Here is a 22,634-nt window from a genome sequence, read left to right on the forward strand (position 1 = left end):
GCCTGGTCAACGTGGACATGGGGGACAGCGCGCCGCCGGACTGGATGATCCGGGTGAAGGAGGACTACTTCAAGGGCGGGGCGGACTTCCTGCGCAGCCCGGAGCTTCCCGAGCTGGTCGACGCGATGGACGCGGCCGGTGTCGAGCGGGCGATCCTGATCTCCAAGGCGGGGCGGAAGGACGACCGGGCGCGGCGCTACGCCGAGGAGCGTCCGGACCGTTTCGCGCTCGGGATCGGCGGTTTCAACCTGCTGCGTCCGATGAGCGCGCTGCGCGCGCTGGAGTCGTTCGTCCGGGACTACCCGGTCGTGTACGCCACGGTCGGGCCGAGCTTCTGGGGGGACGGGATGTACCCGCCCAGCGACGCGGTCTACTACCCGCTCTACACCAAGTGCTGCGAGCTCGACCTGCCGTTGTGCGTCAACACGGGTATCCCGGGGCCGCCGATCCCCGCGGAGCCGCAGAACCCGATACATCTCGACCGGGTCTGTATCCGGTTCCCGGAGCTGCGGCTGTGCATGATCCACGGGGCTGATCCGTGGTGGGACACCGCGATCCGAATGATGATCAAATATCGCAATCTGCGGCTGATGACGTCGGCGTGGTCTCCCAGGCGGCTGCCGGCGTCGCTGCTGCACTACCTGTCGACCCGGGGCCGCGACCGGATCATCTTCGCCTCGGACCACCCGGTCCTGTCCATGTCCCGGTGCACCGGAGAGGTCGCCAACCTCGACCTGACCGACGAGGTCCGCCAGGCCTGGCTCCACGACAACGCCCAGTCCTTCTTCTTCGCGGAGCGCAAGCCGGGCCGGTAGGGAGACCATCCCCATGACGACCGACCAGCTCACCGAGTTCGGCTTCGACCAGTTCTGGACCTGGGTCGGGCTCAGCCCGGTCACCGGCGCCCAGCTCAAGGACATGGCCGGGCCGCTGCGGGACAGCCGTCCGGGACCCGCACGGCATCCGGATCTGGTCGGTCCTCGTCACCGTCGGCGACCACATCGCGCCGGAACACCGGAGCGCCGGGCCGTGGGCCGGCTGGCCACCTACCTGCTCGGCTCCGGCGACATCCTGGTGCGGGTCAACGGCTGGGACCCGGCGGTGCTCGCCCGGTTCCGGGCCGACAAGCTCGTCCAGGGGTTCCGCGACGCGCGGGTGCATCCACTGGATCATGAATCCGGGGGCGCGTGGCGCATACCCGCATTCATGATCCGTCCAAGGTGCGGCCCCTGCCGGGGACGATCAAAGATCGATGAGTTCAACGGTCACGGCCGCGATGCCACCCGCGTCCAGGGCCTCAGCCTCGCGAACAGCGCGCTTGATGGGCAACGCATAGCTGCCACGCCCGCTGTCGGGAAAGATCGAGGTCGTCCACGTGCTGCCGCCGACCGTGACCCGCACCCGCAGCGACCCGAAGCCACGGCGCTGTCCGCCAGTCCGGTCGCGAATCTCTTCGGATGCCTCGGGGGGCAAGCTGACGAACGTCCAGCTGTCAGCGCGCCGGGTCTCCCAAATCCACAGCTCACCCTCGAAAACGACGACCACGAACTCAGCGTCGCACATGGGGCCGACAGTTCCTGGGGTGGGACGTCGCGATTTGGACGCTCGCCCCAGCCCGGCCCGCACTGGGCCCGGATCGACCGGCATAGCCGCCAGTGCCGTTCCTGCTACCCCGACGCCTCCACCCGGCATGGACCGCCCACGGTGGGTAGCGGACAGGGGTAGCGGCCGCTACCTCCCTGCCCCGGTGCCACTACCCGCCATATCGCCAGCGAGCGCAGTTCGGCAGCCGCCCGGACGCTCCGTGGTCCAGGTGCTCGACGGCGAGCACCGGCCGGCTGGCGGTGACCGACGACGGATGGTTGAGGCCCAGTCCTGTGGCGGTGACTTCGGCGCGTGAGAGGCATACTGCTGCCGGTGTCAGTGGGCTCGTCGTGCCGGCCTGTCCCACGACCGCGGTAGTGCCGCTGGCCACCTTTCCCGACGTCATCGGGGGCTTCCCACGTAGCGTCAGCATGACCCCCTCGGTACAGGGGGCGATCAGATTCGCGACGAAGGGCATGTGACGATGGCGGACGTATCGGTGCGGTTGCAGGCGGACGCCGGCGCCGAGATCGTTCTGAATCTGTCTGTCCTTCAGGCGATCCGGCTGGTCGAGGCCATCGCGAGCAGGGCCGCGGACATGATGCCCGAGCCCGGACGGGCACAGGTCGACCCACGTTGGCTGGTGCCGCACACCGGCCCGCAGACGGCAGCCGCGGCACCACTCCGGCCGGGCCAGTGAAGCGGTCCGGTTCTGCGACGCCGGCGGACGAGTACGTGACCGCGACGAGCTACAAGGTCACGCCTCTACCGGGTCAGGCAGGGGAGTAGGCGTCCCATGCGTCGAGAGCTGCCTGGAGTCGTTGCGTGAAGTCCGCGTCGAGGCCCCGGCGGCAGGCTATGCGTCGTAGTTAGCCCTCGGCGCCTTGTAGCAGCCCGGACTCGGGATGGGTGAGGATGATGCCGCCCTGGCTGCCGTGCTTCTCGATGTGGCTCCAGGAGTCGGTGTCGGGACCGTTGCCCGCCACGGGGACGTGGCCCTCGACGAACCGGTCTCTCGGTTGCGGCACCCCCAGGTGAACTCGTGGAGGACGCAGGCAGGCCACAGCTGGATCAGGTACTGCTCCGTCCGCCGCTCGCCTGTGGCCCGCGCGGGACGTCCCGGAAGGGGCCGGTGTCGGCGCGGTGCTCGCGGGGCATGCCGAGCAGCCGTTCGCTGATCACATTGCGGGCCATCTCGGTCGTGCCGCCGCCGATACAGGCCGCCTGGCTGGCCAGGTAGCCGCGCGCGACCTGGGCGGAGGTCTCGTCGTGTGGTGCCCAGACCACCCCGGTGTCACCGCACAGCTCCGTCGCTATCGCCGCGCGGCGGCTGGTCGCGGTGCCGCTGAACAACCGGCACATGGCGGCGGCGTGGTGCGGCAGGGCGCCGGTGGCCATCTTGCGGGTGACCGACTCGACGAGGGCCCTGGTGACGAGGGCGAGTGTCTGCCCCTCGCCGATGAGGTCCCGGGTGCGGCTGTCGTCGATCGTGCCGAGGCGCCGGGCGGTCTCGAGCATCATCCGGGGCTCGTAGGGGCCGTCGTTCGGGCGGTTGCCGCTGCCGGTGACGTAGGGCGAGCCCCCGGAGATGGTCCGCTCGTGGTGGAGCCAGCGGGTGACGACGCCCCAGCCGGCGTCGACGTCGCCGACGCGGTCGTGGTCGGGTACGACGACGTCGGTCAGGTACTCCTGGCAGAACTCCTTCGAGCCGTTGACCAGCTCGATCCGGTGGGTGTCGACGCCCGGGGCGCTGACCGGCAGGCTGAACACGGTCAGCCCGATGTGTTTCCCGACGTCCCAGTTCGTGCGGGCCAGGCACAGCGCCCAGTCGCCGTACCAGGCGGAGGTGGTCCAGATCTTCGATCCGTTGAGGATCCACCGGTCGCCGTCGCGGGTCGCGGTGGTGACCGCGCCGGCGGCGTCGGACCCGCCCCCCGGCTCCGACAGGAGCTGGACCCAGATCTCCTCGCCGCGCAGCATCGCCGGGATGTGGCGCAGCTTCTGTTCGTGGGTGCCGAACTCCAGCAACACGGCCATGCACGGGATGAACGTCGACGCCTGGATCTCCGCCGGGTAGTCGTAGCCGCGGATCTCCCGGTTGAAGGCGGCCTGGTGCATCGGTGTCAGCCCCTGCCCGCCGTACTCCGCCGGCACGCAGATGCCGGCGAACCCGCCGTCGAACAGCCGGCGCTGCAACTCGCGGCAGGTGGCGACGCGGGCCAGCTCCTCGGCCTCGGGGCGCTGGGTCGCCGTCAGGAAGAATTCGGTGGTGTCCGGATCGGCGGGTGGCATGTTCTCGGCGAGCCAGCTTCGGGCGCGCGCGGTGAACTCCTCGACTGTGATCATTACGCTCGTCCTCCGTCTGCCACGGCGGCCTCGACGAGGCGCACGAGCCGTTCGGTGAAGTAGGCCGGCGTGCCGAACAGCTGAGCGTCGACCAGAGCTCGGCGCAGGTAAAGGTGCAGGTCGTGTTCGTAGGTGACGCCGATCCCGCCGTGCAGCTGGACGCAGTCCTGGATCGCCTCGGGGCCGACCCGCCCGACGTAGGCCTTGGCCGTGCTGGCCCACGTGCGGGCGTCGGCACGGCCGGTGCCGACCAGGCGCGCCGCCTTCTCGGTGACCGCCGCGCTCGCCTCCAGCTGGGTGCGCAGGTCGGCCATCCGGTGCTTGATCTCCTGGTACGACCCCAGCGGCCGGCCGAAGGAGTAGCGGTCGTTGGTCCATCGCAGGGTCAGCTCGAACGCGCGGTGCGTCGCCCCGACGATCTCACCGGCCTGCAGCACGGCGCTGATGTCGAGCAGCGCGGCGTCGTGGGCGTCGGCGGTGCCCGGCTCGCCGACCCGGGCGGTCACCGGCACGGTCACCGCCCGCAGCGTCACCGCCTGGTAGCGGCGGGTCAGGTCGATGCTGTCGAGCGGGGTCGTCTCCACGCCGGGAGCGCCGAGCGGGACGAGGAAGTGCGACCGCGCGCCGTCGCCGGTGGCGTTGTCCGGACCGGTGGCGGCGACGAGGAGGTAGCCGTTCGGACCTCCCCGCTCGATGCAGGGGACCGTGCCGTCCAGGACGACCCGGTCGCCCGAGCGGGCGGACCGAACCTGCGCGCCCGCGCGCCCTCCGGTCCGCGGCGAGTGCCCCCAGGCGGCGGTGGCGCCTCCGTCGAGCAGCTTCGCCAGCGGGCCGGCGTGCAGCTCCGCCGAGCCCCACCGGCCCAGCGCCGCCGCGACGACGTTCGTCCCGATCAGTGGCCCCGGCGCGGCGTGCCGGCCGAACTGGAAGGTGACCGCCAGCAGGTCGGCCAGCCCGTTCCCGCTGACGGAACCACCGCCGGCGTGCTCCGGGACCAGTGGCGTCGTCCAGCCGAACTCGGCACCCTGCTTCCACAGGGTGCCGTCGAATGTCTCGTCCTGCCGCGCCAGCTCGCGCACGCGGGACGGGGGGTATCTCGCCTCCAGGTACTGCGCCGTCGTGTTCCCGAGCAGATCCTGGTCCGCGGTCTGGGTGAACATCGTCCTCCTGGGGCGGTGCCCGAGGTCGGCGCCGTCGCCGTGGCGGTGCTGCACCGCGGGGCTGACGGGCGGTGGGGCCGCTGGGTGTCCAGTGGGCGCAGCCTACGCCCGCAGGCGGTAAAAGGTCTACATGTAATCCGGACCGGGGAGTCGCGGGCGCGGGCCGCCGCGGGCCGCCTGGTGCGGCGGTCTCCCCGTCGCGCCGCGGGCGTCCCCGTCGCGCCGCGGGCGTCCCCGGCGGCCGGACGGGCTGTGGGCGCGGACAGGCCGGGAGCGTCCGGTGGTGCGTCCGCGCCGGCGGCCGCCGCATCTTCCTACTTCTGGTGATATTGAAACATCTAGATCTATGACTTAGGGTTCCGGGTGAACGGCCCGCGTGCCGGAGACGCGCCGGCAGGCCGACGAGCGGACGACTGGAACTGGGAGAGCGCGGGATGAAGGCGACTGCGGCGGTGCTCCGGCAGGCGGACGGGCCCTACGTGCTCGAGGAGGTCGAGCTCGATCCGCCCGGACCCGGCGAGGTGCTGGTCCGCGTGGTGAGCGCCGGCATGTGCCATACCGACGTCGTGCCGCGCCAGGACGGGGCGCCGGCGCCGCCGCCGATCATCACCGGGCACGAGGGCGCCGGCGTGGTCGAGGCTGTCGGCGAGGGCGTGGCGCGGGTGTCGGTCGGTGACCACGTGGTGCTTTCGTTCGACTCCTGCGGCGAGTGCCCGAGCTGCCGCCGGGGCGCCCCGCCCTACTGCGATCTGTTCCTGTTCCGCAATTTCTTCGGCCGCCGCCTCGACGGCACCACCGGTGTCCGCGACGCCGACGGGGGCGAGATCGCCTCGCGCTGGTTCGGCCAGTCCTCGTTCGCGACCCACTGCGTCGCCGCGGAGCGCGGCGTCGTCGTGGTGGACCGGGACCTGCCGCTGGCGAAGCTGGGCCCGCTGGGCTGCGGCATCCTCGCCGGCGCCGGTTCCGTGCTCGTCGACCTGAACGTGGGGGAGGGGGACAGCATCGCCGTGTTCGGCGCCGGCGCGGTGGGCCTCGCGGCGATCATGGCGGCGCGGGTGGCCGGCGCGGGCCCGATCATCGCGGTCGACCTCCACCGGCACCGGCTGGAGCTCGCCACCGAGCTCGGTGCCACCCATGTGCTGGACGGCGCCGGCACGGATCTCATCCCCCGGATCCAGGAACTGACGGGGGGCGGGGCCCGGTTCGGCTTCGACACCACCGGAAACGTCGCGGTCATCGCGACCGCCGTCGGCGCGCTGCGGATGGGCGGGCACTGCGGGCTGGTGGGCATCCAGACCGAGCCGATCACCTTCGGCCCGGTGGCGCTCCTCGGCAAAACGGTGTCGAGCATCCTCGAGGGCGGCGCCGACCCGCAGATCGTGATCCCGCGGCTCATCGAACTGTGGCGGGCGGGCCGCTTCCCGTTCGACCGGCTGATCGAGACCTACCCGCTCGAGGCGATCAACACCGCGGAGGAGGCCTCGCGGTCGGGCAAGGTCGTCAAGCCGGTCCTGCTCCCGTCCGGGCAGGCCTGATCCGTCGACGGCAGCGGCGCGGGCGAGTCCGCACCGAGGTGGCCCGGACCGAGGCGGTCCGCGCTGAGGGAGTCCGCACCGGAGGAGTGTGCATGGACATCGAGCATCCGAAGCGGTTCGCGGCGTCCGCGCCGGACCGGCCAGCTGTGATCATCGGCGATCGGGTGTTGTCGTACGGGGAGCTGGAGCGGCGATCCAACCAGGTGGCGCAGGCGCTGAGGTCGTCCGGGCTCGGCGTCGGCAGCCACCTCGCCGTACTGATGGAGAACCGGACGGAGTACTTCGAGGTGGTCTGGGCGGCACTGCGCGCCGGCCTCCTGGTGACTCCGATCAACTGGCATCTGTCGGCCGCCGAGGCCGGGTACATCGTCTCCGACTGCGGTGCCGCCGCGCTGGTCGTGTCCGCGCCCCGGGCCGACGTGGCCGCCGGGATCGACGCCCCGGCGCTGAAGGTGCGGCTCGCCGTCGGCGGGCCGGTCGAAGGGTTCGACTCGTACGAGGAGGTCACCGGCGCCCAACCGGCGTCGCCGGTCGACGACGAGTGCGAGGGCAACTGGATGTTCTACTCGTCGGGCACCACCGGCCGGCCCAAGGGGATCACACCGGCGAGTGTCGGTGGCCCGGTCGGCGCGGGCGACCAGTTCACCGGGATGGTCAGGTTCCTGTACGGCGCCGACGAGTCGACGCGTTACCTGAGCCCGGCGCCGCTCTACCATGCCGCGCCGCTGGCCTGGGCGACCGCGGTCCACCGGATCGGCGGCACGGTCATCGCCACCGAGCGGTTCGACGCGCTCGAGTTCCTCCGGCTCGTCGAGCGGCACCGGGTGACCTTGAGTCAGGTGGTACCGACGCACCTCGTCCGGCTGCTGAAGCTGCCCGCGGCGGACCGGGCCCGGTTCGACCTGTCCAGCCTGCGGACGCTCGTGCACGCCGCGGCGCCCTGCCCGCCCGAGGTCAAGCGGGCCGTCCTGGACTGGCTCGGGCCGGTCGTGTACGAGTACTACTCCGGCAGCGAGGGAGTCGGGTTCTGCGCCATCGGTCCCGAGGAGTGGCTCGCCCACCCGGGCTCGGTCGGCAGGTCGCTGCTGGCCCCGGTGCACATCGTCGACGGGGACGGCAACGAGGTGCCGCCGCGCACCGAGGGCCGGGTGTACTTCGAGGTGGCTCGGCCGTTCGCGTACCACGGTGACCCGGAGCGGACGGCCGGCGCGTTCGACGAACGCGGGTGGGGCACCTTCGGCGAGGTCGGCTGGGTGGACGAGGACGGCTACCTCTACCTCGCCGACCGGGTGTCGAACATGATCATCTCGGGTGGCGTGAACATCTACCCACGCGAGGTCGAGGACGTGCTGATCCTCCACCCCGCCGTCACGGATGTCGTCGTGATCGGCGTGCCGGACGCCGAGATGGGCGAGTCGGTGCGCGCGGTCGTCCAGCCGGCGGAGCCCCCCGCCGACACCGCTGTGCTCGAGGCGGAGCTCATCGCGTTCGCCCGGGACCGCGTCGCCCACTACAAGTGTCCCCGCTCGGTCGTGTTCCTGGCCGAGCTGCCGCGCCTGCTGACCGGCAAGGTCGCGCGGCGCCTGTTACCCCCGGAGGTTACCGCGTGACCACTGTGATCGAACGCGACCGGCTGCTCGTCGGCGGCCGCTGGCGCGAGCCCGCCTCGCCCGGCCTGATCGAGGTCCGCTCGCCGCACGACCAGCGCCTCGTGGCCACCGTCCCGGAGGCCGGCCAGGCTGACGTCGACGCGGCCGTCACCGCGGCACGGGCCGTCCTGGCGGATGGCGACTGGGCGGCGACCACCGGCGGCGAACGCGCCGGCCTGATCCGCAAGGTGTCCGGCGGGCTGCAGGCCCGGGCCGAGGAGCTGGCCGGGCTGGTCACCGACGAGATGGGCGCGCCGGCGAAGTTCTCGATCTTCGGCCAGGCCATCAGCCCCGCGCTCATCCTGGACGGCTTCGCGGACGTCGCCGAGCGGTTCGCCTTCACCGAGGAGCGGGCCGGCGTGATGGGGCCCTGCCTGGTGCAGAAGGTGCCGGTCGGGGTGGCGGCCGGGATCGTGCCGTGGAACGTACCGATCTTCATCTCGTGCATGAAGCTCGGCGCGGCGCTGGCGGCCGGCGCCCCGATCATCCTGAAGCCGGCCCCGGAGGCGCCGCTGAGCTCGTTCCTGCTCGCCGAGGTGCTCCTCGACGCCGGCATCCCGGCGGGTGTGGTGAGCGTGCTGCCCGGCGGTGCCGACCTCGGTCGGTACCTGGTCGCCCACCCGGGTGTCGACAAGGTGTCGTTCACGGGGAGCAGCGCGGCCGGCCGGACGGTCGGGGCCACCTGCGGGGAGCTCGTGAAGCGGTGCACGCTGGAGCTCGGCGGCAAGTCGGCCGGCATCATTCTCGACGACGCCGACCTGGCGACCGTCGTCCCACAGCTGCTCGACTCCGCGCTGCAGAACAACGGTCAGGTCTGCGCCGCGCAGAGCCGCGTGCTGGCCCCGGCCGCGCGCTACGACGAGGTCGTCGACGCGCTCGCCGACCACGTGCGGGCGCTGGTCGTCGGTGACCCGCGCGACCCCGGCACCGACGTCGGCCCGGTCGTCTCCGCCCGCCAGCGGGACCGGGTCGAGGGCTACATCGCCGACGGCCGGGCCGGTGACGCCCGGCTGGTGGTCGGCGGCGGCCGCCCCGCCGGCCTCGACCCCGGCTTCTACGTCGAGCCGACGCTGTTCGCCGACGTCGACAACGCCAGCCGGATCGCCCGGGAGGAGATCTTCGGGCCGGTGGTGACGGTGATCCGGTACGAGGGCGAGGGCGAGGACGAGGCGGCGGCGATCGCCAACGACTCCGAGTACGGTCTGTCGGGCTCGGTGTGGACCGCCGACACCGCCCGCGGCGTCGCGCTGGCCAGCCGGATCCGGACCGGCACCTGCGCGGTCAACTCGATCGCGATCGTCGAGCCGCGCAGCCCGTTCGGCGGGTTCAAGCAGTCCGGGATCGGCCGGGAGATGGGCCCCGAGGGCGTCGAGGCCTACACCGAGACCAGGACGGTCGTCCTGCCCTTCGGTTGACTCCACCTACCGGGCCGGCTCCCGGCCTTCGTCCGTCCTGGCGGGGCTGCTCATCGCGGTGGGCCGCCCGCGGCGAGGCCCGCCCCGAACACATGCCGGCCGTTGATGATCGGGAGGTCGAGGAAGGTGCGTATCCCGGGCTCCGCCCGGCAGACCGGCCCGATCGCGTGCACGGCGTGCATCGCCGTGCCGAGACAGCCCTGGTCGTTCTCGTCCTCGCCGTGGACGGCGATCCTGGACTCGAGCACCATCGACGGCTGGCCCTCGACGGTGACCCGCCAGCCCCGGCCGGTGGGCCAGTCCGGTGCCTGCCCGTGTCCGACGCGGGTGACGTGCTCGATGGTCAGCGCCCGGCGGCCCCCGATGACGGCGGTGCAGGAGAACCGCTGCGCCGAGACGGTTCCGGCCTCGATGCGACCGGCACTGATGTCGAACGCCGTGTCGGTGACGGCCACCGCCCGGTCGTAGACGAGGTCGTCGATAGTGGCCCCGAGGCCGTCGGCGACCATCATGATCGGTGCCCGGAAGACGCCTCCGGCCAACACCGGGTCGGACATCGGTACGGCGGCGCCGGGTGCCCGCCCGAAGCCCATAATGTCGAAGAGCATGTCGGCGCTGTCGTAGGTGGAGTAGTCGAGCAGCTCCTGGACGAGCAGGGAGTCGATCCGCCGGAACAGCGGGGACATGGTGAGGGGCAGCACCTCGGCTGCCCAGCCGGGTTCGATGCCGGTGCCGTGGAAGGACGTCCCGCCCTCGGCGCAGGCGGCCTCGAGCCGTTCGACGACGCGGCGGCCCGCGCTGCGCGGGTAGATGTGCGCCGTCACCGCCGTCGACACCACGTTCTTGCCCGCCGCGAGCAGCCGGCAGATGTCGTCGAGGGCTCCGGCCGGGTTCATCTCGCCCTGTGCCATGTACAGGACGCAGTCGGCGTCGAGGGCGACGATCTCGTCCCGGTCCCGGGTCGCCGGCACCCCGAGGTCGCCGACGCCGCAGATCTCGCCGACGTCCCGGCCGGCCTTCGCGTCGCTGTAGACCAGCGCGCCCACCAGCTTGAGCTCGGGATGCCGGCAGAGGGCCGCGACCGCGTGCCGGCCCACGTTTCCCGTCCCCCACTGGATCACTCGAAGCACAGCCACCTCCCGGTCCCGTTGTGGATCTGACCCTGGCCGGGGCGCCGACCGCGACGGCCGCGCCGGGGCCGTCGGTGTGCGGGAGTCCGCGTCGTCGCTCTCGCCCGGACGACCGGATGAGTCGTGTCCGCGATTGCCGCCAAGGCCCGTTACCTGGCCGCGGGTACGCAAGATATCTAGAGGTTAACGTGAACGCAATGGGGTGGCCGGATCGGCGCGGACCGGATCGCGGTGGGGCCGGTGGATGGCGGGCACCGTCCGGCTGTGCGTGGCCGGCGGAGTTCCGGCGATGGTGGCGCGGGTCGCCGTGGCGAACCGGATGCCTCCGAATGCGACTGGAAAAGTTTAGATATTATCGCCTAGACTCCGGGTGACCGAGGAGTCCGCGGGGGCCGAAACGGAGAGGACGCGCGATGGAGCTCGACTTCGGAGCGATCGACGCCGACAACCACTACTACGAGTCGATCGACGCGTTCACCCGGCACCTCGACCCCCGGTTCAAGACCCGGGGCGTCCGGGTCGTCACCGAAGGTAGGCGGACGCACATCCTCATCGGTGGGCGGGTCAATCGGTTCATCCCGAACCCGACGTTCAACCCGATCGTCGTGCCCGGCTGCCTCGACCCGCTGTTCCGTGGCCAGGTGCCCGAGGGGGTCGACCCGAGAACGCTGATGCGGGTCGAGCCGCTCAAGGGGGAGTACCAGGGCCGTGATGAGCGCGTCGCGGTGGCGGAGAGCCAGGGCCTCGACGCCGTCCTGCTGTTCCCGACCCTGGGCTGCGGCGTCGAGGAGGCGCTGAAGCACGACGTGGACGCGACGATGGCGAGCCTGTCGGCGTTCAACCGGTGGCTCGAGGAGGACTGGGGCTTCGTCCACCGCGGCCGTCTCGTGTCGGCGCCCATGCTTTCGCTGGCCGATCCGGAGGCGGCGCTGGCCGAGCTTGACAGCCTCGTCGAACGTGGCGCCCGCATCGTGCACATCCGGCCCGCGCCGGTGCCGGGCCGGCACGGCACGTCGCGGTCGCTGGGTGACCGCGCGCACGACCCGGTCTGGGCCAGGCTGGCGGAGGCCTCGATCCCGGTGGCCTTCCATCTCGGGGACAGCGGCTACAACGCCTTCACCGCCATGTGGGGAGGGTCCGCCAACTTCGAGGGCTACGGCAGGGTCAACACGCTGAGCAAGATCCTCGTCTCCGACCGGGCCATCCACGACACCGTCGCCTCCCTGGTCGTCGACGGGGTCCTCCACCGCCATCCGACCCTGCGCGTCGCGAGTGTCGAGAACGGCTCTGACTGGGTGTCGCTGCTGGTCAGGCGGTTGCGGAAGCAGGCGAACCAGACGCCGTGGGACTTCCCGGAGGAGCCCCTCGAGGCGATCCGCCGCAGTGTCTGGGTGACCCCGTACTACGAGGAGGACCTGCCGGTGCTGGCCGAGCTCATCGGGGTCGAGCGCGTGCTGTTCGGCTCCGACTGGCCGCACGGCGAGGGGCTCGAGCAGCCCCTGGACTTCCTCAAGGAGCTCGACGGCTTCAGCGGGGCCGAGGTGCGCAGGATCATGCGGGACAACGCGATCGAGCTCCTCGGCTCCGCGCCGCTCTGACGGCGCGGTCGCTCGGGCAGCGCGGTCACCCCGGTGCCCTGGCCGAGTCGCCGCCCGGGCGACCGGTGGCGAGGTTGGTCAGGCGGGCCACGCCACCGTCTTGGTCTCGGTGAAGATCTCCAGGCCCTCGATGCCGCACTGACGTCCGACACCGGACTGTTTGTAGCCGCCGAACGGGGCGTCGGCGCCGTACCACAGGCCGCCGTTGATGCCGAGCGTCCCGGTGCGGATCCGGCGTGCCACCGCCTTGGCCCGGTCCAGGCCACCCGACGTGATCACCCCGGACAGCCCGTACGGGGAGTCGTTGGCGATGCGGATCGCGTCCTCGTCGTCCTCGAAGCCGATCACCACGAGGACCGGCCCGAAGATCTCCTCCTGCGCGATCGTCATCCCGGGCTCGACGTCGGCGAACAGCGTCGGCTCCACGAAGTACCCGCGGGTGAGGTCCGACGGCACGCCGCCGCCCACCACGACGCGCGCACCCTCCCGGCGGCCCTTCTCGATGTAGCCCAGGACCCGCTCCTGCTGCCGCTTCGAGACCTGCGGACCCTGCAGCACGGACGGATCGGTCGGGTCGCCGTACCGGACGTCCTCGAACGCCGCCCGGGCCAGTTCGACCGCCTCGTCGTAGCGCGAGTTCGGGACCAGCAGCCGGGTCGGCATCGCGCAGCCCTGACCGCCGTGCATGCAGACCATCGCGGCGGGCGGTACGGCCTTGGCGAGGTCGGCGTCGGCGAGGACGAGATTGACCGACTTGCCGCCCAGCTCGAGGAAGGTGGGCTTCACCGTGCCGGCGGCCGCGGCCATGACGCGGCGCCCGGTCGCCGTCGAACGGTGAAGGCGACCATGTCGACGAGAGGGGAGGTGGACAGGACCTCGCCGACGAGGTGGTCGGAGGACGGAACGATGTTCACGACGCCCGGTGGGATGTCGGTGTGCTCGGCGATCAGCCGGCCGATGCGGGTGGCGTTCCAGGGGGTGTCCGGCGCCGGCTTGAGTACGCAGGTGTTACCCATGGCGAGGACGGGCCCGAGCTTGTTGAGCGCGATCTCGAACGGGAAGTTCCACGGCACGATCACGCCGACCACGCCGAGGGGCTCCTTCCAGACCTCGCGGGCGGACGGGAACCCGAACCCGAAGGCGTCCTTCGGGGGGAGCGTGCGCGACCAGGGGAACGACTCGATCATCTCCGCCGGCCAGCGCAACGCCTCACGCAGCGGGGCGTCGAGCTGCGGCCCGTAGGTCGTGATCACGGGGCATCCGACCTCGGCGACGAGCTCGGCGCGCAGGTCCTCGGCCTCGCGCTCAAGGGCCGCCTGCAGTTGCAGCAGAGCGGCGTGGCGGCCGGCGTGGTCACGGGACCACGCGGTCTGGTCGAACGCGGCGCGGGCCGCGGCGACGGCCCGCGCCATGTCGGCGGGGGAACCGTCGGCCGTGGTGCCGAGCACCTCCTCGGTGGCCGGGTTGACGTTGTCGAAGACGCGGCCGCTCGTGGCCTCGACGAGGCTGCCGTCGATCAGCATGCGGTGCTCGGGCATCAGTCCTCCAGGGAAGCTGACGTCGTGGACTGGCGGCCGACGTTACCGCATCGAAGCCAATAGATCTATATATATGCGGTGGCAGAGGGTTGGGTGGACGGCGTCCGCTCACCAGGTTTCTGTGGCGGCCGGCCTGCTCCGTCGCCGAGTCGGGATCGCACCGCCTGGAAAAAATGTATATGTTTTGGTAGCCTCTGACTGTGCGGATCGTGCTGCCATGGACCTGAAGCCATGGACCTGAAGCTCAGTGCGGAACAGCGGGCGCTCGTCGCCTCGTTCGCCGAGCTGCTCGCGAAGCATGCCCCGCCGGAACGGGTGCGGGCCGCCGAGCCGGTGGGCTTCGATCCGGTGCTCTGGGCGGTGCTGCGCGACGTCGGAGTGGTCGAGATGGCCGTCCCGGAGGAGCACGGTGGCTGGGGAGCGGCGCTTCTCGACCTCGTCCTGGTGGCCGAGCAGGTCGGAGCCGCGGTCGCGCCGGCGCCCGTCGTCGAGACGCAGGCCGCAGCCTCGCTGCTCGCTGTTCTGGCCGGCGTCGGCCTGGCCGGCGCCGTCGACGCCAGCGACGTCGACACCGACGCGGCGCGTACCGCGCTGACGACCGCCCTGCGCGGGGAGCGGCTGGTGACGCTGGCCGTGCGCCCGGCGCACGGCGGCACGGCGTCACTCGTGCCGGCGGCGGCGGTCGCCGACGACACCATCGTCCTCGACGGCGAGCGGCTGCTGCTCGTGCCGCTGCGCGACGGGACGCGCCGCGCCGTCGCCAACCTCGCCTCCGCCCCGCTCGCGGACGTCACCCTGGACGCCGATGCGGTCGAGCTCGTGCGCGGCCCGGCGGCGGTTGCCGCCTTCGAGGCCGCGCTCGACGACTGGCTGGTGCTGACCGCCGGCGGGCTCGTCGGGGTGGCCGCGGCGGCGCACCGGGCCACCTGCGAGTACGCGCGGGAGCGGCGGGCGTGGGACATGCCGATCGGTGCCAACCAGGCAGTGTCGCATCCGTTGGCGAACGGCGCGACGGCCCTGGACGGCGCCCGGTTGCTGGCGGTCAGGGCGGCCGCGGAGCCGGGGCGGGGATCGCCTCGCGCCCGCGAGCTGGCCGCGATGGCCTTCGCCTTCGCGGCGGAGACCGCCCGGCAGGTGACCTACGACGCCGTCCACTTTCACGGCGGCTACGGCTTCATGTTCGAGTACGACCTCCAGCTGTACTACCGGCGGGCGAGGGGCTGGGCGCGTGTGTGGGGCGAGCCGCGGGACGCCTATCGGCGGGCGGCCCGGGCCCGGTACGGCGGCGACACGGAGGTCTGAGCGCGTGGATTTCGAACTGGACGAATCCGTGTCGGCGTTCCGTACCGAGGTACAGGAGTTCCTCGCGCGGGAGCTGACGCCCGAACTCGACGAGCGGGTGTACCGCAGCGGCGTGTCACACGACGCGACCTTCGCCCGGCGGCTGGCCGAGCGCGGCTGGGTCGGTCCGGGCTGGGAGCGTGACGACGGCCACCGGCGGCTGAACCCCTACGAGGTTCACGTCCTCGAGGAGGAGCTGACGAGGGCGGAGGCGCCGATCTACGCCGTCGCCACCACGGAGATGGTCGCCAACGTCATCCGGGTGGTCGGCTCGGCGGAGCTCAGGGCCGAGATCCTCCCGCGGTTCCTGCGCGGTGAGCTCACCATCGCGCTGGGCATGACCGAACCCGAGGCGGGCTCCGACGTCGCCGGTGTGCGTACCCGGGCCCGCCGCGACGGCGACCGCTGGATCGTGGACGGCCAGAAGATGTTCACGACCAACGGTCACGTCACCGACTACATCTTCCTGCTCACCCGCACCCGTCCCGACGGCCCGAGGCACGCCGGCCTCACCTTGTTCCTGGTGCGGCTCGACCAGCCCGGCATCGATGTACAGGCCGTGTACACCCTCTCCGGGGAGCGGACGAACATCGTGTTCCTCAGCGGGGTGGCGGTCGAGGACCGCTGGCGTATCGGCCAGGTCGACGGCGGGTGGCGGGCGCTGATGCTCGCGCTCCAGGACGAGCACTCCGCCGCGTTCAGCCCGCACCTGGACCGCCTGCTCGGGGCGGTGGAGGAGTGGGCACGCGCCAGCGGGCGGCTGGACGAGCCCGATGTGCAGGCGCGGCTCGGTCGCTGGGCGACCGCGCTCGAGGTCGCCCGGCTGCTGGAGCTGCGCACCACCTGGATGAGCGCCACCGGGCAGGTCCCGGTGGCCGAGGGCCCCATGTCGAAGCTGTTCAGCACCGAATCCCTGGTTGACGCCGCCGAGGACCTGACCGAGCTGGTCGGGCCGGACGCCCTGCGTAGCCGGCTCGATCCCACGGCGCTCGCCGACGGCCGCATCGAGCACGCCCTGCGGTTCTCGCTCGGCACGGCGATCTACGCGGGCACCAGCGAGATCCAGCGCAACATCATCGCTGCGCAGGCCTGCCGCCTGCCCCGGAGCCGGCACCCGTCCGGCTGACAGACGCCGCGCCCACGAGGTGTCGATCTCGGCGACGGCAGTGGCCGGGCGGCGGGGGAGACCACGGTCACGGTCATGCGTTCAGCGAGTCCGGCCTGCCGATCCTGATGCTGCTGGACAAGATGAAGGTCCGCTGGGCCGGTAACCAGCCGCTGCGTGCGGACGAATATCAGTACTGATGTTGCATCAGGTCGATGACTGATTTTGCGCCCTGGGCAAGCAGCACCTTTCCCACCGTCGTCATGTGTTCTTTCCAGTGTTCTTCCGCGCCGGCGGCGTCGCCCGCCTCGATTAGGGCTGCCAGTCGGGCCTGGGAACGCAGCCCACGTAGCCGGGTGTCCGTGGTGTCTTTTCCGTCCTCGGGTTGGCTGACCGCGGCGACGGCTCGGCCGACAATTTCGTTGAGCATTTCCGCGACAATGCCCAGGGTCTGGTTTCCGGCCAGTTCGACGAGTCGGGCGTGAAAACGCGAGTTGGCGTTCCCGAACGCCTCGGGGTCGTCGATCACCTCGAGCTGCTCGGCGGTGAGCCGCCGTAGTTCGTTGGCCGCCGCGAGACGACCCCGGGACGTGGCGACAAGCCGTGCGGCGACCGGTTCGAGCAGGCTACGGGCAGCGTGGACGTCCGCGAGCGGCACGTTGCGGGCCTGGAGCACGAGGGCCGCGGTGCGCGCCGTCATCCGCTGGTCGGGCCGATGGGCGACGATTCCGCCGAGGACACCGCGTTTGACCGAGATCAGCCCCTCGGTCTCGAGTATGCGCAGTGCTTCGCGCAGGGATGGGCGGGAGACCCCGAAGCGTTCCACCAGGTCCGGCTCGTGGCCGAGCGATTCTCCCTCCGAAAGATCGCCCTGGACGATGAGCTGTCGAAGCTCGTCGGCAATGCGCTGGGGCTTTTCGCGCAGCGTCGCCCGGTCGCGATTCCGTGTTTTTCTCGACTCGGCCACCATGATCGACCTTCTCTCCCTCGGCCGCTTCCGGTAGCCGACATGGACCTGATGTGCAGGGTGGTGCACCCGCTGTTATGCCTCGACGGCCCGCTATGACTCGACACCGCTCGGTGGACCAGTTTTTGCGGTTGACCCAGCTTACCGGGGCCAGACGATACGGAGTTGACAGCCGGGTGCGACCCGGCCCGAGGCCGTAAGCACGGACCTCGGGACCCCGTTGAGACCGGCCGCTACCTGGACACCAACGGTGTGGACGTCGACGGTCATGCGCGGCGTTCCGCCGGGCCGACGCCGAGGACGGCGCTGTGCAGGGCGTCGAGGTCGGTCAGGTCGGCCAGGACGGCGTCGGCGCCGACGGCGGCCAGAGCGGCGGCGGTGGTGGCGCCGGTGGCGACGCCGACGGCCCGGACGCCGGCGTCGCGGGCGCCCTTCACGTCGTGCGGGGTGTCGCCGATGACGACGGTGCGGGCCGGCTCGAAGGTGAGGTCGTAGGCGGCCTCGGCCCGTTTGACCGCCTGCCGGACAAGCACGGCCCGGTCGCCGTCGTCATCCCCGTAGCCGCCGATGGTGAGGTCGAGGTGCTCCGTCAGGCCGAGGGCGCGGAGCTTCGCCGCCGCTACGGAACGGAGGTTGCCGGTCACCACTGACTGCACGACGGTCCCGCTCGGCAGGCCCGCGTGGTCGGCGAGGCTCGCGACGGCCGCCCGAGCGCCGGGCATCGGCTCGCCGATCTGTCGCATGCGTGCCTCGAGCCGCTCCGCGGCCAGCCCCATCGCCGTGTAGAGGGCGCTGAGAACCGCCTCGTCCACGGCGACGCCGTTGAGCCGCAGAGTGTCGCGGAGGATCGCGCGCTCGGTGCGGCCGGTCGTGTCCGCCCGTTCGCCGAGCGGACGGCCGACAACAGCCTCGAAGGCGGCGGCGTGGATCTCCCGGCCGAGCGGGCCGACGGTGAGCAGAGTCCGGTCGATGTCCCACAGGACGAGCGACGGCGTGGCCACCCTGCGATGATTCCACGGCGGCATCATCCGGTGCGCCGATACCCAGGGACGTTCGGCCACTCGGTGGTTGCTGGGATGCCCGGTGAGCTTCGTGGCAGGGTGGCGTCATGGGGACGTCAGACGGGGGCGGGGGCCACGAACGCCCGCTGCCGTCGGGCAACCGGGCCTCGCCCGTGGCTCTCGCGGCTACCCCGGCCACGTCGATGTCGGCACCGTGGCCATCGGTTCCGTTCGCGACCGGCCGTCCCGGGTACCGCGACGACCTGGCCGGCGCGGCGTCATCCCGGGCCAGCGCGGCGTTGGAGCGGTCGACCGTCCGGGCGCTCGCGGCGCTGCGGTCGGCCGGCCTCGTCCTGACACCGGTCTACCTCGCGGTGTGGAACTCCTGGTACGCGCACGAGGCCGCCGCGGTGGCGGTCGTCGTGGCGGCCTCCGCGTGGGGTGTCCTCTTCGTGGTCGTCAGCCTGCGCCACGGTGTGGGCGTGCCGCTCGCTGCCGGCACCGTCGTGGCTGCGGCCGCCCCCGCGGCGCTGAGCTCGGTCTGCCTGCCGCCGGCGTCCGCCGGTGACACCGGGAGCTGGGTGATGCTCGCCGTCTTCCACGCCGGGCTGACGGCGGCGTGGGCGCTGCCGCCGCGCGCGTTCGCCGCCGCCGAGACCGTTCTGGTGGTGTCGGTCGTCGTCGGCGGACATGACGGGCGGCCCCAGGTGTTCACCGCGGTCACCTTCACCCTGGTCGTGCCCGTCCTGTTCGCGCTCGCCGTGTGCCGCCTGCGCGAGTCGACCAGACGGGCGGACGACCGCCTCACCTCGGCGATGCTCGGCCACCGGGCCAGGGTGCTCGTGCTCGCGCTCGACCGTGACCGGCGGGAGCGTCAACGGCTGCTGCACGACACTGTCCTCAACATCCTGACGGGCATCGCCTGGGGCGGCGGGGACGATCTCGCGCTGGCGCGGCGCCGGTGCGCGGCCGGCGCCGCGGCGGTGCGCCACCTGCTCGCCCACGATCACGGCCCACCGGCCATCGGCCTGGACGCCGCTCTCGCCGCGGTGGTGAGCAGCGCCCGGGAACGCGGCCTGACCGTGCACCTGACCGGAACGGCGCCGCTCGAGGACGGGCAGCCGGCCGACGGGCATCCCGCTGCCGGGTATCCCGCTGCCGGTGAGGAGGCCGGCGGGCCGTCGGCGGCGGTCGTGGCCGCGCTGGCCGGCGCCACCGGTGAGGCGTTGGCCAACGTCGAGCGGCACGCGGGGACGGGCGAGGCGTGGGTGTGCCTGGAGCGGTCGCCACGGCGGCTGACGATCCGGGTGAGCGACCGGGGCGCCGGCTTCCAGCCGGGCAGATTCGCTCCCGACCGGCTCGGGGTGCGTCAGTCCGTCCTCGCGCGGGTCCGGGACGCCGGCGGCCTGGCGACGATCGACTCCGCGCCCGGGCGCGGCACCACCGTGACGCTGACCTGGCCGGACCACGGCGCGAACGCGGACCCGCGCCCGGCAGCCGGCGGCCCGGCCGCCGGCAGCAGCGCCGGCAGCGCCTCTGGTAGCCGGGCCGGTGCGGAGACCACGCGTGAGACGACCGCGGCGGACCTTCGGCACGACTACGCCGCCGGCCTGCGCGTGGTGATCGCCGCCCTCGCCATCGCCTGGCAGGTCCTGATGCTGCTGCCGCTGCTCGTCACGCTGGGACGGGTCCACTCCGCGGCCACGGCTGTCGGTGTCTGGCTGGTGCTCGCGGCCGCGACGGTCACCGTCGCGTCGGTGGTCCGCCGCCGTCCGCTGTCGGGGCCGGAGGCGGCCGGTGTGACGGCGCTGGCCATCGGGGCGGTGCTGGCCAGCGCCAACGTCGACGACGGCGACCTGCTGCGGGTGGTGAACTGGCCGCTGATCGCGGTGGGGTTGCTGGTCGCGTTCGTGACGGCGTCCCGGCGGGCGGTGGAGTCGCTCGCGGCGATGGCCGTCGTCGTGGCCGCCGTGGTCGCGACCGTCGTCGTCCGCGGCGTGATGGATCCGCTCACCGTCTCGCGGCTGCTCTCGCTCGCGTACGGAATCACCGGGCTTCAGCTGATCGTGGCCATGATGGGACCGTTGCTGCGGCGGACCGCCGACACCACCGCGCGGGCCGCCCGCGCCGAGGCGGAGACGGCCGCCGGCCGGGACTCCGACGTGATGATCCGCCGGGAGCGGGCGCGGTGGCTGGGCGCCATCCGCGACGACGTGTTGCCGACCCTCGACGCGCTCGCCGACGGGACAGCCGACCCGCGGGACCGCCGGTGGCGTCGGCAGTGTGCCCGGCAGGCGGGGGCGATCCGCCGCATGCTCGTCCAGGACGGTGCGGGCTCCACCCTGGCCATGCTCGCCGCCGACATCGAGGCGGTCGTCGCCGCCGCGGAGGGCCGCGGGATGACCGTCGAGGTGCAGGTCGCGGGGGAGCCGGCGAACATTCCGCTGGAGTTGCGGGCCGGGCTGGTCGACCTGCTCGACCGCACGCTCGCCGTGCTGCCGGAGAACCGGGTGCTGCTCACGCTGTGGAGTGACGCCGAGGGCGGCAGCGTCTTCGTCTCGGCAGCCTGGCCGGGCCAGACGGAGCCCCCCGCGCTGACCGGAGCCGTCCAGGCGATCGTCGATGTCGACGACGGGCGGCTCACGGTCGAGCTGCGCTGGGACACCCGTGGTCCCGAGGGTGCAGGCCGGCGGCCTGCCGACGCCGAGTGACATCGGCAGGCCGGTCATCCCGGTTGAGGCTGTGACAGCGGGCTGGCCGTCGTCTCAGTCCTCGATCGGCGTCACTCCGACCGCCTCGTACGTGGTGGGCCGGCCCTTCTCGTCCAGGGTCGTGATGAGACCGCCTCGGGAGCATTCCGCCGGGAGGGTCGGATAGGCCTTGCCGTTGCAGCGGAACCGCAGTCCGGTCGCGCCCGGCAGGTCCTTCTCCGGCATTGCCTTGATCTTGGCCGTGACGGTGGCCGGGGTGAGGTCGCCCGTGATCCCCTCGAGGGCGGAGTGGAGGGCGGAGACCGTGAGGTACATGCCGGCCGCGCCGGCCTCGGTCGTGTCGATGTCCTTGCCGTAGGTCTTCATCACGGCTTCGAAGAGGCGGACGGCTGGGTCGTCCGAGCCGAGCGGGGCGGTCGCCGTGACCGTCATGCCCTCCAGGAAGTCGCCGGGCACGGCTTCGCGGGTCGCGTCGGTGATGCAGTGCGCGATGGCCGCGAGCGGCCCGTCGTACCCGACCGCGCGCAGTCCGTTGAAGGCGCTGATGCAGAAGGCGTCGCTGCCCACCACCTGCACGATCCCGGGGTCGCCGCCGACGATGCTCTGCATCTGCGGCGTCATGTCGGCGGTGCCCGGCGGGACCAGGATGACGTCGAGCGCGATGCCCTGCTGCTCGAACTGAGGCCTGGTGAGCTGGTAGAGACCGGTGGTGACGGGCAGGTCGATCGCGATGACCGTCACCTTCTTGGCGCCCTCGTCCTTGGCCACCGTGATCGGCATGGTGACCAGGGGAAAGAACTGGTCACTGAGGGCGAAGGTCGAATCGCCGTCAGCCAACGACTTGGCGCCGTTGGCGGTATAGGACATCGACGGTACGTGCGCGGCGTGCAGGGGCTCCCAGATCTGCTCCCCGGCCCCGGAGGAGCCCATGACGACGGCGGTGACGTCCTCTTCGATCATCCGGTTCGCGCAGTCGGTGGCCTTGCCCGGGTCGGCCAGCGCCTCGCACTGCACGAGTTCGATGGGCCGGCCCGCGATGCCGGAGCCGTGCTCGTTGAGGTACTTGACGGTGGCCTCGGCGGTGGTGAACTCGTAGGACAGGTCCGCGGCGGGGCCCTGCCCGTCCGAGACGATACCGATCTTCACCGGGTCGCCCTTTGCCTGGGCCACCGGGCCCAGGATCTCGGCGGTGGTCCCGGTGTCGCCCGCCGTCCCGCCGCCCCCGTTGTCGTCACTGTCACCGCAGCCGGCGAGGAACAGGCTCCCGGCCAGGGCGCCTAACGCCCCTAACGCGGCTAAGCGCACGCCTACCGGCTGTCCCGGTTGCCGCCTGCGCGTCAACCTATCGAGCAGGATCCCCGACTTCTGCATGTTGATGTCCCTCGTCTCGCGTTGGGTGTGCTGTACCGCCGCCGGCCGGGACGGTGTGGTTCGTGGCGAGACCACAGGTCCCCGGGTCACCCGCCGCCGGCACGGTCGAGTTCCCGGCCAGCCGATCCCGTCGAATCGGACCGCCGGTCCGGTATGCAGGGAGCCACCGTACGGACCACCGGT

Annotated in this window: 18 protein-coding genes and 1 pseudogene; 9 read left to right on the plus strand and 10 right to left on the minus strand. The window is 72.1% G+C overall.

Going from position 1 to position 22,634, the window contains the following annotated elements; genetic code table 11:
• Positions 1–17: 17 nt before the first annotated feature.
• Complete coding sequence (locus E0504_RS41700; protein WP_112105493.1) at positions 18–815, plus strand: amidohydrolase family protein; 798 nt, start codon at positions 18–20, stop codon at positions 813–815.
• A 427-nt stretch (positions 816–1,242) separates the two neighbouring features.
• Here E0504_RS41700 and E0504_RS41710 read toward each other — a convergent pair whose 3' ends face one another.
• Together E0504_RS41710 and E0504_RS41715 are read right to left on the minus strand one after the other, a co-directional pair.
• On the minus strand, positions 1,243–1,545 hold the full coding sequence (locus E0504_RS41710; protein WP_112105492.1) for a DUF1905 domain-containing protein: 303 nt from the start codon (positions 1,543–1,545) through the stop codon (positions 1,243–1,245).
• A 208-nt stretch (positions 1,546–1,753) separates the two neighbouring features.
• Positions 1,754–1,990: a hypothetical protein gene (locus tag E0504_RS41715; RefSeq protein WP_131627121.1), complete on the minus strand. Its 237-nt coding sequence runs from the start codon at positions 1,988–1,990 to the stop codon at positions 1,754–1,756.
• A gap of 78 nt (positions 1,991–2,068) precedes the next feature.
• Between E0504_RS41715 and E0504_RS41720 the strand changes: the two genes are divergently transcribed.
• Positions 2,069–2,284 carry a hypothetical protein gene (locus E0504_RS41720; RefSeq protein WP_112105491.1) on the plus strand — a complete coding sequence of 72 codons (216 nt, stop codon included), beginning with the start codon at positions 2,069–2,071 and terminating at the stop codon, positions 2,282–2,284.
• Positions 2,285–2,453: 169 nt separating this feature from the next.
• On the opposite strand, the gene E0504_RS50870 is transcribed toward E0504_RS41720, so the two are convergent.
• Genes E0504_RS50870 through E0504_RS41730 form a run of 3 tightly spaced genes read right to left on the minus strand, consistent with a single transcriptional unit; the run spans position 2,454 to position 5,090 of the window.
• Positions 2,454–2,612: a hypothetical protein gene (locus E0504_RS50870; protein WP_160144243.1), complete on the minus strand. Its 159-nt coding sequence runs from the start codon at positions 2,610–2,612 to the stop codon at positions 2,454–2,456.
• 43 nt (positions 2,613–2,655) lie between these two features.
• Complete coding sequence (locus E0504_RS41725; protein ID WP_131627123.1) at positions 2,656–3,930, minus strand: acyl-CoA dehydrogenase family protein; 1,275 nt, start codon at positions 3,928–3,930, stop codon at positions 2,656–2,658.
• The gene (locus E0504_RS41730; protein WP_112105490.1) at positions 3,930–5,090 is read right to left on the minus strand and encodes an acyl-CoA dehydrogenase family protein; all 1,161 of its coding nucleotides are present in this window, start codon (positions 5,088–5,090) and stop codon (positions 3,930–3,932) included. The genes E0504_RS41725 and E0504_RS41730 overlap by 1 nt, the downstream gene beginning before the upstream one ends.
• A 434-nt stretch (positions 5,091–5,524) precedes the next feature.
• Here E0504_RS41730 and E0504_RS41735 point away from each other — a divergent pair, with 434 nt between their 5' ends.
• From E0504_RS41735 to E0504_RS41745, 3 genes are all read left to right on the plus strand, one after another.
• Positions 5,525–6,625, plus strand: a complete 1,101-nt coding sequence (locus E0504_RS41735; protein WP_112105471.1) for an NAD(P)-dependent alcohol dehydrogenase — start codon at positions 5,525–5,527, stop codon at positions 6,623–6,625.
• A 92-nt stretch (positions 6,626–6,717) separates the two neighbouring features.
• The gene (locus E0504_RS41740; RefSeq protein WP_165938785.1) at positions 6,718–8,235 is read left to right on the plus strand and encodes an acyl-CoA synthetase; all 1,518 of its coding nucleotides are present in this window, start codon (positions 6,718–6,720) and stop codon (positions 8,233–8,235) included.
• A complete protein-coding gene (locus E0504_RS41745) occupies positions 8,232–9,689 on the plus strand; it encodes an aldehyde dehydrogenase (protein WP_131627125.1) in 1,458 nt (485 codons plus the stop codon). Before E0504_RS41740 ends, E0504_RS41745 begins: the two co-directional genes overlap by 4 nt.
• Positions 9,690–9,739: 50 nt before the next feature.
• Here the strand turns inward: E0504_RS41745 and E0504_RS41750 are convergent, their stop codons facing one another.
• Positions 9,740–10,825 (minus strand): dihydrodipicolinate reductase, encoded by a 1,086-nt coding sequence (locus tag E0504_RS41750; RefSeq protein WP_243657861.1) that lies wholly within the window; start codon positions 10,823–10,825, stop codon positions 9,740–9,742.
• A gap of 407 nt (positions 10,826–11,232) precedes the next feature.
• Between E0504_RS41750 and E0504_RS41755 the strand changes: the two genes are divergently transcribed.
• A complete protein-coding gene (locus E0504_RS41755; RefSeq protein WP_112105469.1) occupies positions 11,233–12,417 on the plus strand; it encodes an amidohydrolase family protein in 1,185 nt (394 codons plus the stop codon).
• Between the two features lie 78 nt (positions 12,418–12,495).
• Here the strand turns inward: E0504_RS41755 and E0504_RS41760 are convergent.
• Positions 12,496–13,955: pseudogene (locus tag E0504_RS41760) on the minus strand (aldehyde dehydrogenase family protein).
• 231 nt (positions 13,956–14,186) lie between these two features.
• Here E0504_RS41760 and E0504_RS41765 point away from each other — a divergent pair.
• Together E0504_RS41765 and E0504_RS41770 are read left to right on the plus strand one after the other, a co-directional pair.
• A complete protein-coding gene (locus E0504_RS41765) occupies positions 14,187–15,257 on the plus strand; it encodes an acyl-CoA dehydrogenase family protein (RefSeq protein ID WP_112105468.1) in 1,071 nt (356 codons plus the stop codon).
• A gap of 4 nt (positions 15,258–15,261) precedes the next feature.
• A complete protein-coding gene (locus E0504_RS41770; RefSeq protein WP_112105467.1) occupies positions 15,262–16,422 on the plus strand; it encodes an acyl-CoA dehydrogenase family protein in 1,161 nt (386 codons plus the stop codon).
• 169 nt (positions 16,423–16,591) lie between these two features.
• On the opposite strand, the gene E0504_RS41775 is transcribed toward E0504_RS41770, so the two are convergent.
• Together E0504_RS41775 and E0504_RS41780 are read right to left on the minus strand one after the other, a co-directional pair.
• The gene (locus E0504_RS41775; protein WP_112105466.1) at positions 16,592–17,371 is read right to left on the minus strand and encodes a FadR/GntR family transcriptional regulator; all 780 of its coding nucleotides are present in this window, start codon (positions 17,369–17,371) and stop codon (positions 16,592–16,594) included.
• A gap of 263 nt (positions 17,372–17,634) precedes the next feature.
• Complete coding sequence (locus E0504_RS41780; protein WP_200835213.1) at positions 17,635–18,369, minus strand: HAD hydrolase-like protein; 735 nt, start codon at positions 18,367–18,369, stop codon at positions 17,635–17,637.
• A gap of 107 nt (positions 18,370–18,476) precedes the next feature.
• On the opposite strand from E0504_RS41780, the gene E0504_RS41785 reads away from it, so the two are divergent.
• Positions 18,477–21,080, plus strand: a complete 2,604-nt coding sequence (locus tag E0504_RS41785) for an ATP-binding protein (RefSeq protein ID WP_131627126.1) — start codon at positions 18,477–18,479, stop codon at positions 21,078–21,080.
• Positions 21,081–21,134: 54 nt separating this feature from the next.
• Here E0504_RS41785 and E0504_RS41790 read toward each other — a convergent pair whose 3' ends face one another.
• Positions 21,135–22,451, minus strand: a complete 1,317-nt coding sequence (locus E0504_RS41790) for an ABC transporter substrate-binding protein (RefSeq protein WP_165938786.1) — start codon at positions 22,449–22,451, stop codon at positions 21,135–21,137.
• Positions 22,452–22,634: the final 183 nt, after the last annotated feature.

Source organism: Parafrankia sp. BMG5.11 (assembly GCF_004337455.1).

What these genes read in the sequence shown, in the direction of transcription:
- E0504_RS41700 (WP_112105493.1), top strand. Translation starts at nt 18, where the DNA reads ATGGGGGACAGCGCGCCGCCGGACTGGATGATCCGGGTGAAGGAGGAC.
- E0504_RS41740 (WP_165938785.1), top strand. Translation starts at nt 6,718, where the DNA reads ATGGACATCGAGCATCCGAAGCGGTTCGCGGCGTCCGCGCCGGACCGG.
- E0504_RS41730 (WP_112105490.1), bottom strand. Translation starts at nt 5,090, where the DNA reads ATGTTCACCCAGACCGCGGACCAGGATCTGCTCGGGAACACGACGGCG.
- E0504_RS41715 (WP_131627121.1), bottom strand. Translation starts at nt 1,990, where the DNA reads ATGACGTCGGGAAAGGTGGCCAGCGGCACTACCGCGGTCGTGGGACAG.
- E0504_RS41785 (WP_131627126.1), top strand. Translation starts at nt 18,477, where the DNA reads ATGGGGACGTCAGACGGGGGCGGGGGCCACGAACGCCCGCTGCCGTCG.
- E0504_RS41755 (WP_112105469.1), top strand. Translation starts at nt 11,233, where the DNA reads ATGGAGCTCGACTTCGGAGCGATCGACGCCGACAACCACTACTACGAG.
- E0504_RS41735 (WP_112105471.1), top strand. Translation starts at nt 5,525, where the DNA reads ATGAAGGCGACTGCGGCGGTGCTCCGGCAGGCGGACGGGCCCTACGTG.
- E0504_RS41765 (WP_112105468.1), top strand. Translation starts at nt 14,187, where the DNA reads ATGGACCTGAAGCTCAGTGCGGAACAGCGGGCGCTCGTCGCCTCGTTC.
- E0504_RS41775 (WP_112105466.1), bottom strand. Translation starts at nt 17,371, where the DNA reads ATGGTGGCCGAGTCGAGAAAAACACGGAATCGCGACCGGGCGACGCTG.
- E0504_RS41790 (WP_165938786.1), bottom strand. Translation starts at nt 22,451, where the DNA reads ATGCAGAAGTCGGGGATCCTGCTCGATAGGTTGACGCGCAGGCGGCAA.
- E0504_RS41720 (WP_112105491.1), top strand. Translation starts at nt 2,069, where the DNA reads ATGGCGGACGTATCGGTGCGGTTGCAGGCGGACGCCGGCGCCGAGATC.
- E0504_RS41725 (WP_131627123.1), bottom strand. Translation starts at nt 3,930, where the DNA reads ATGATCACAGTCGAGGAGTTCACCGCGCGCGCCCGAAGCTGGCTCGCC.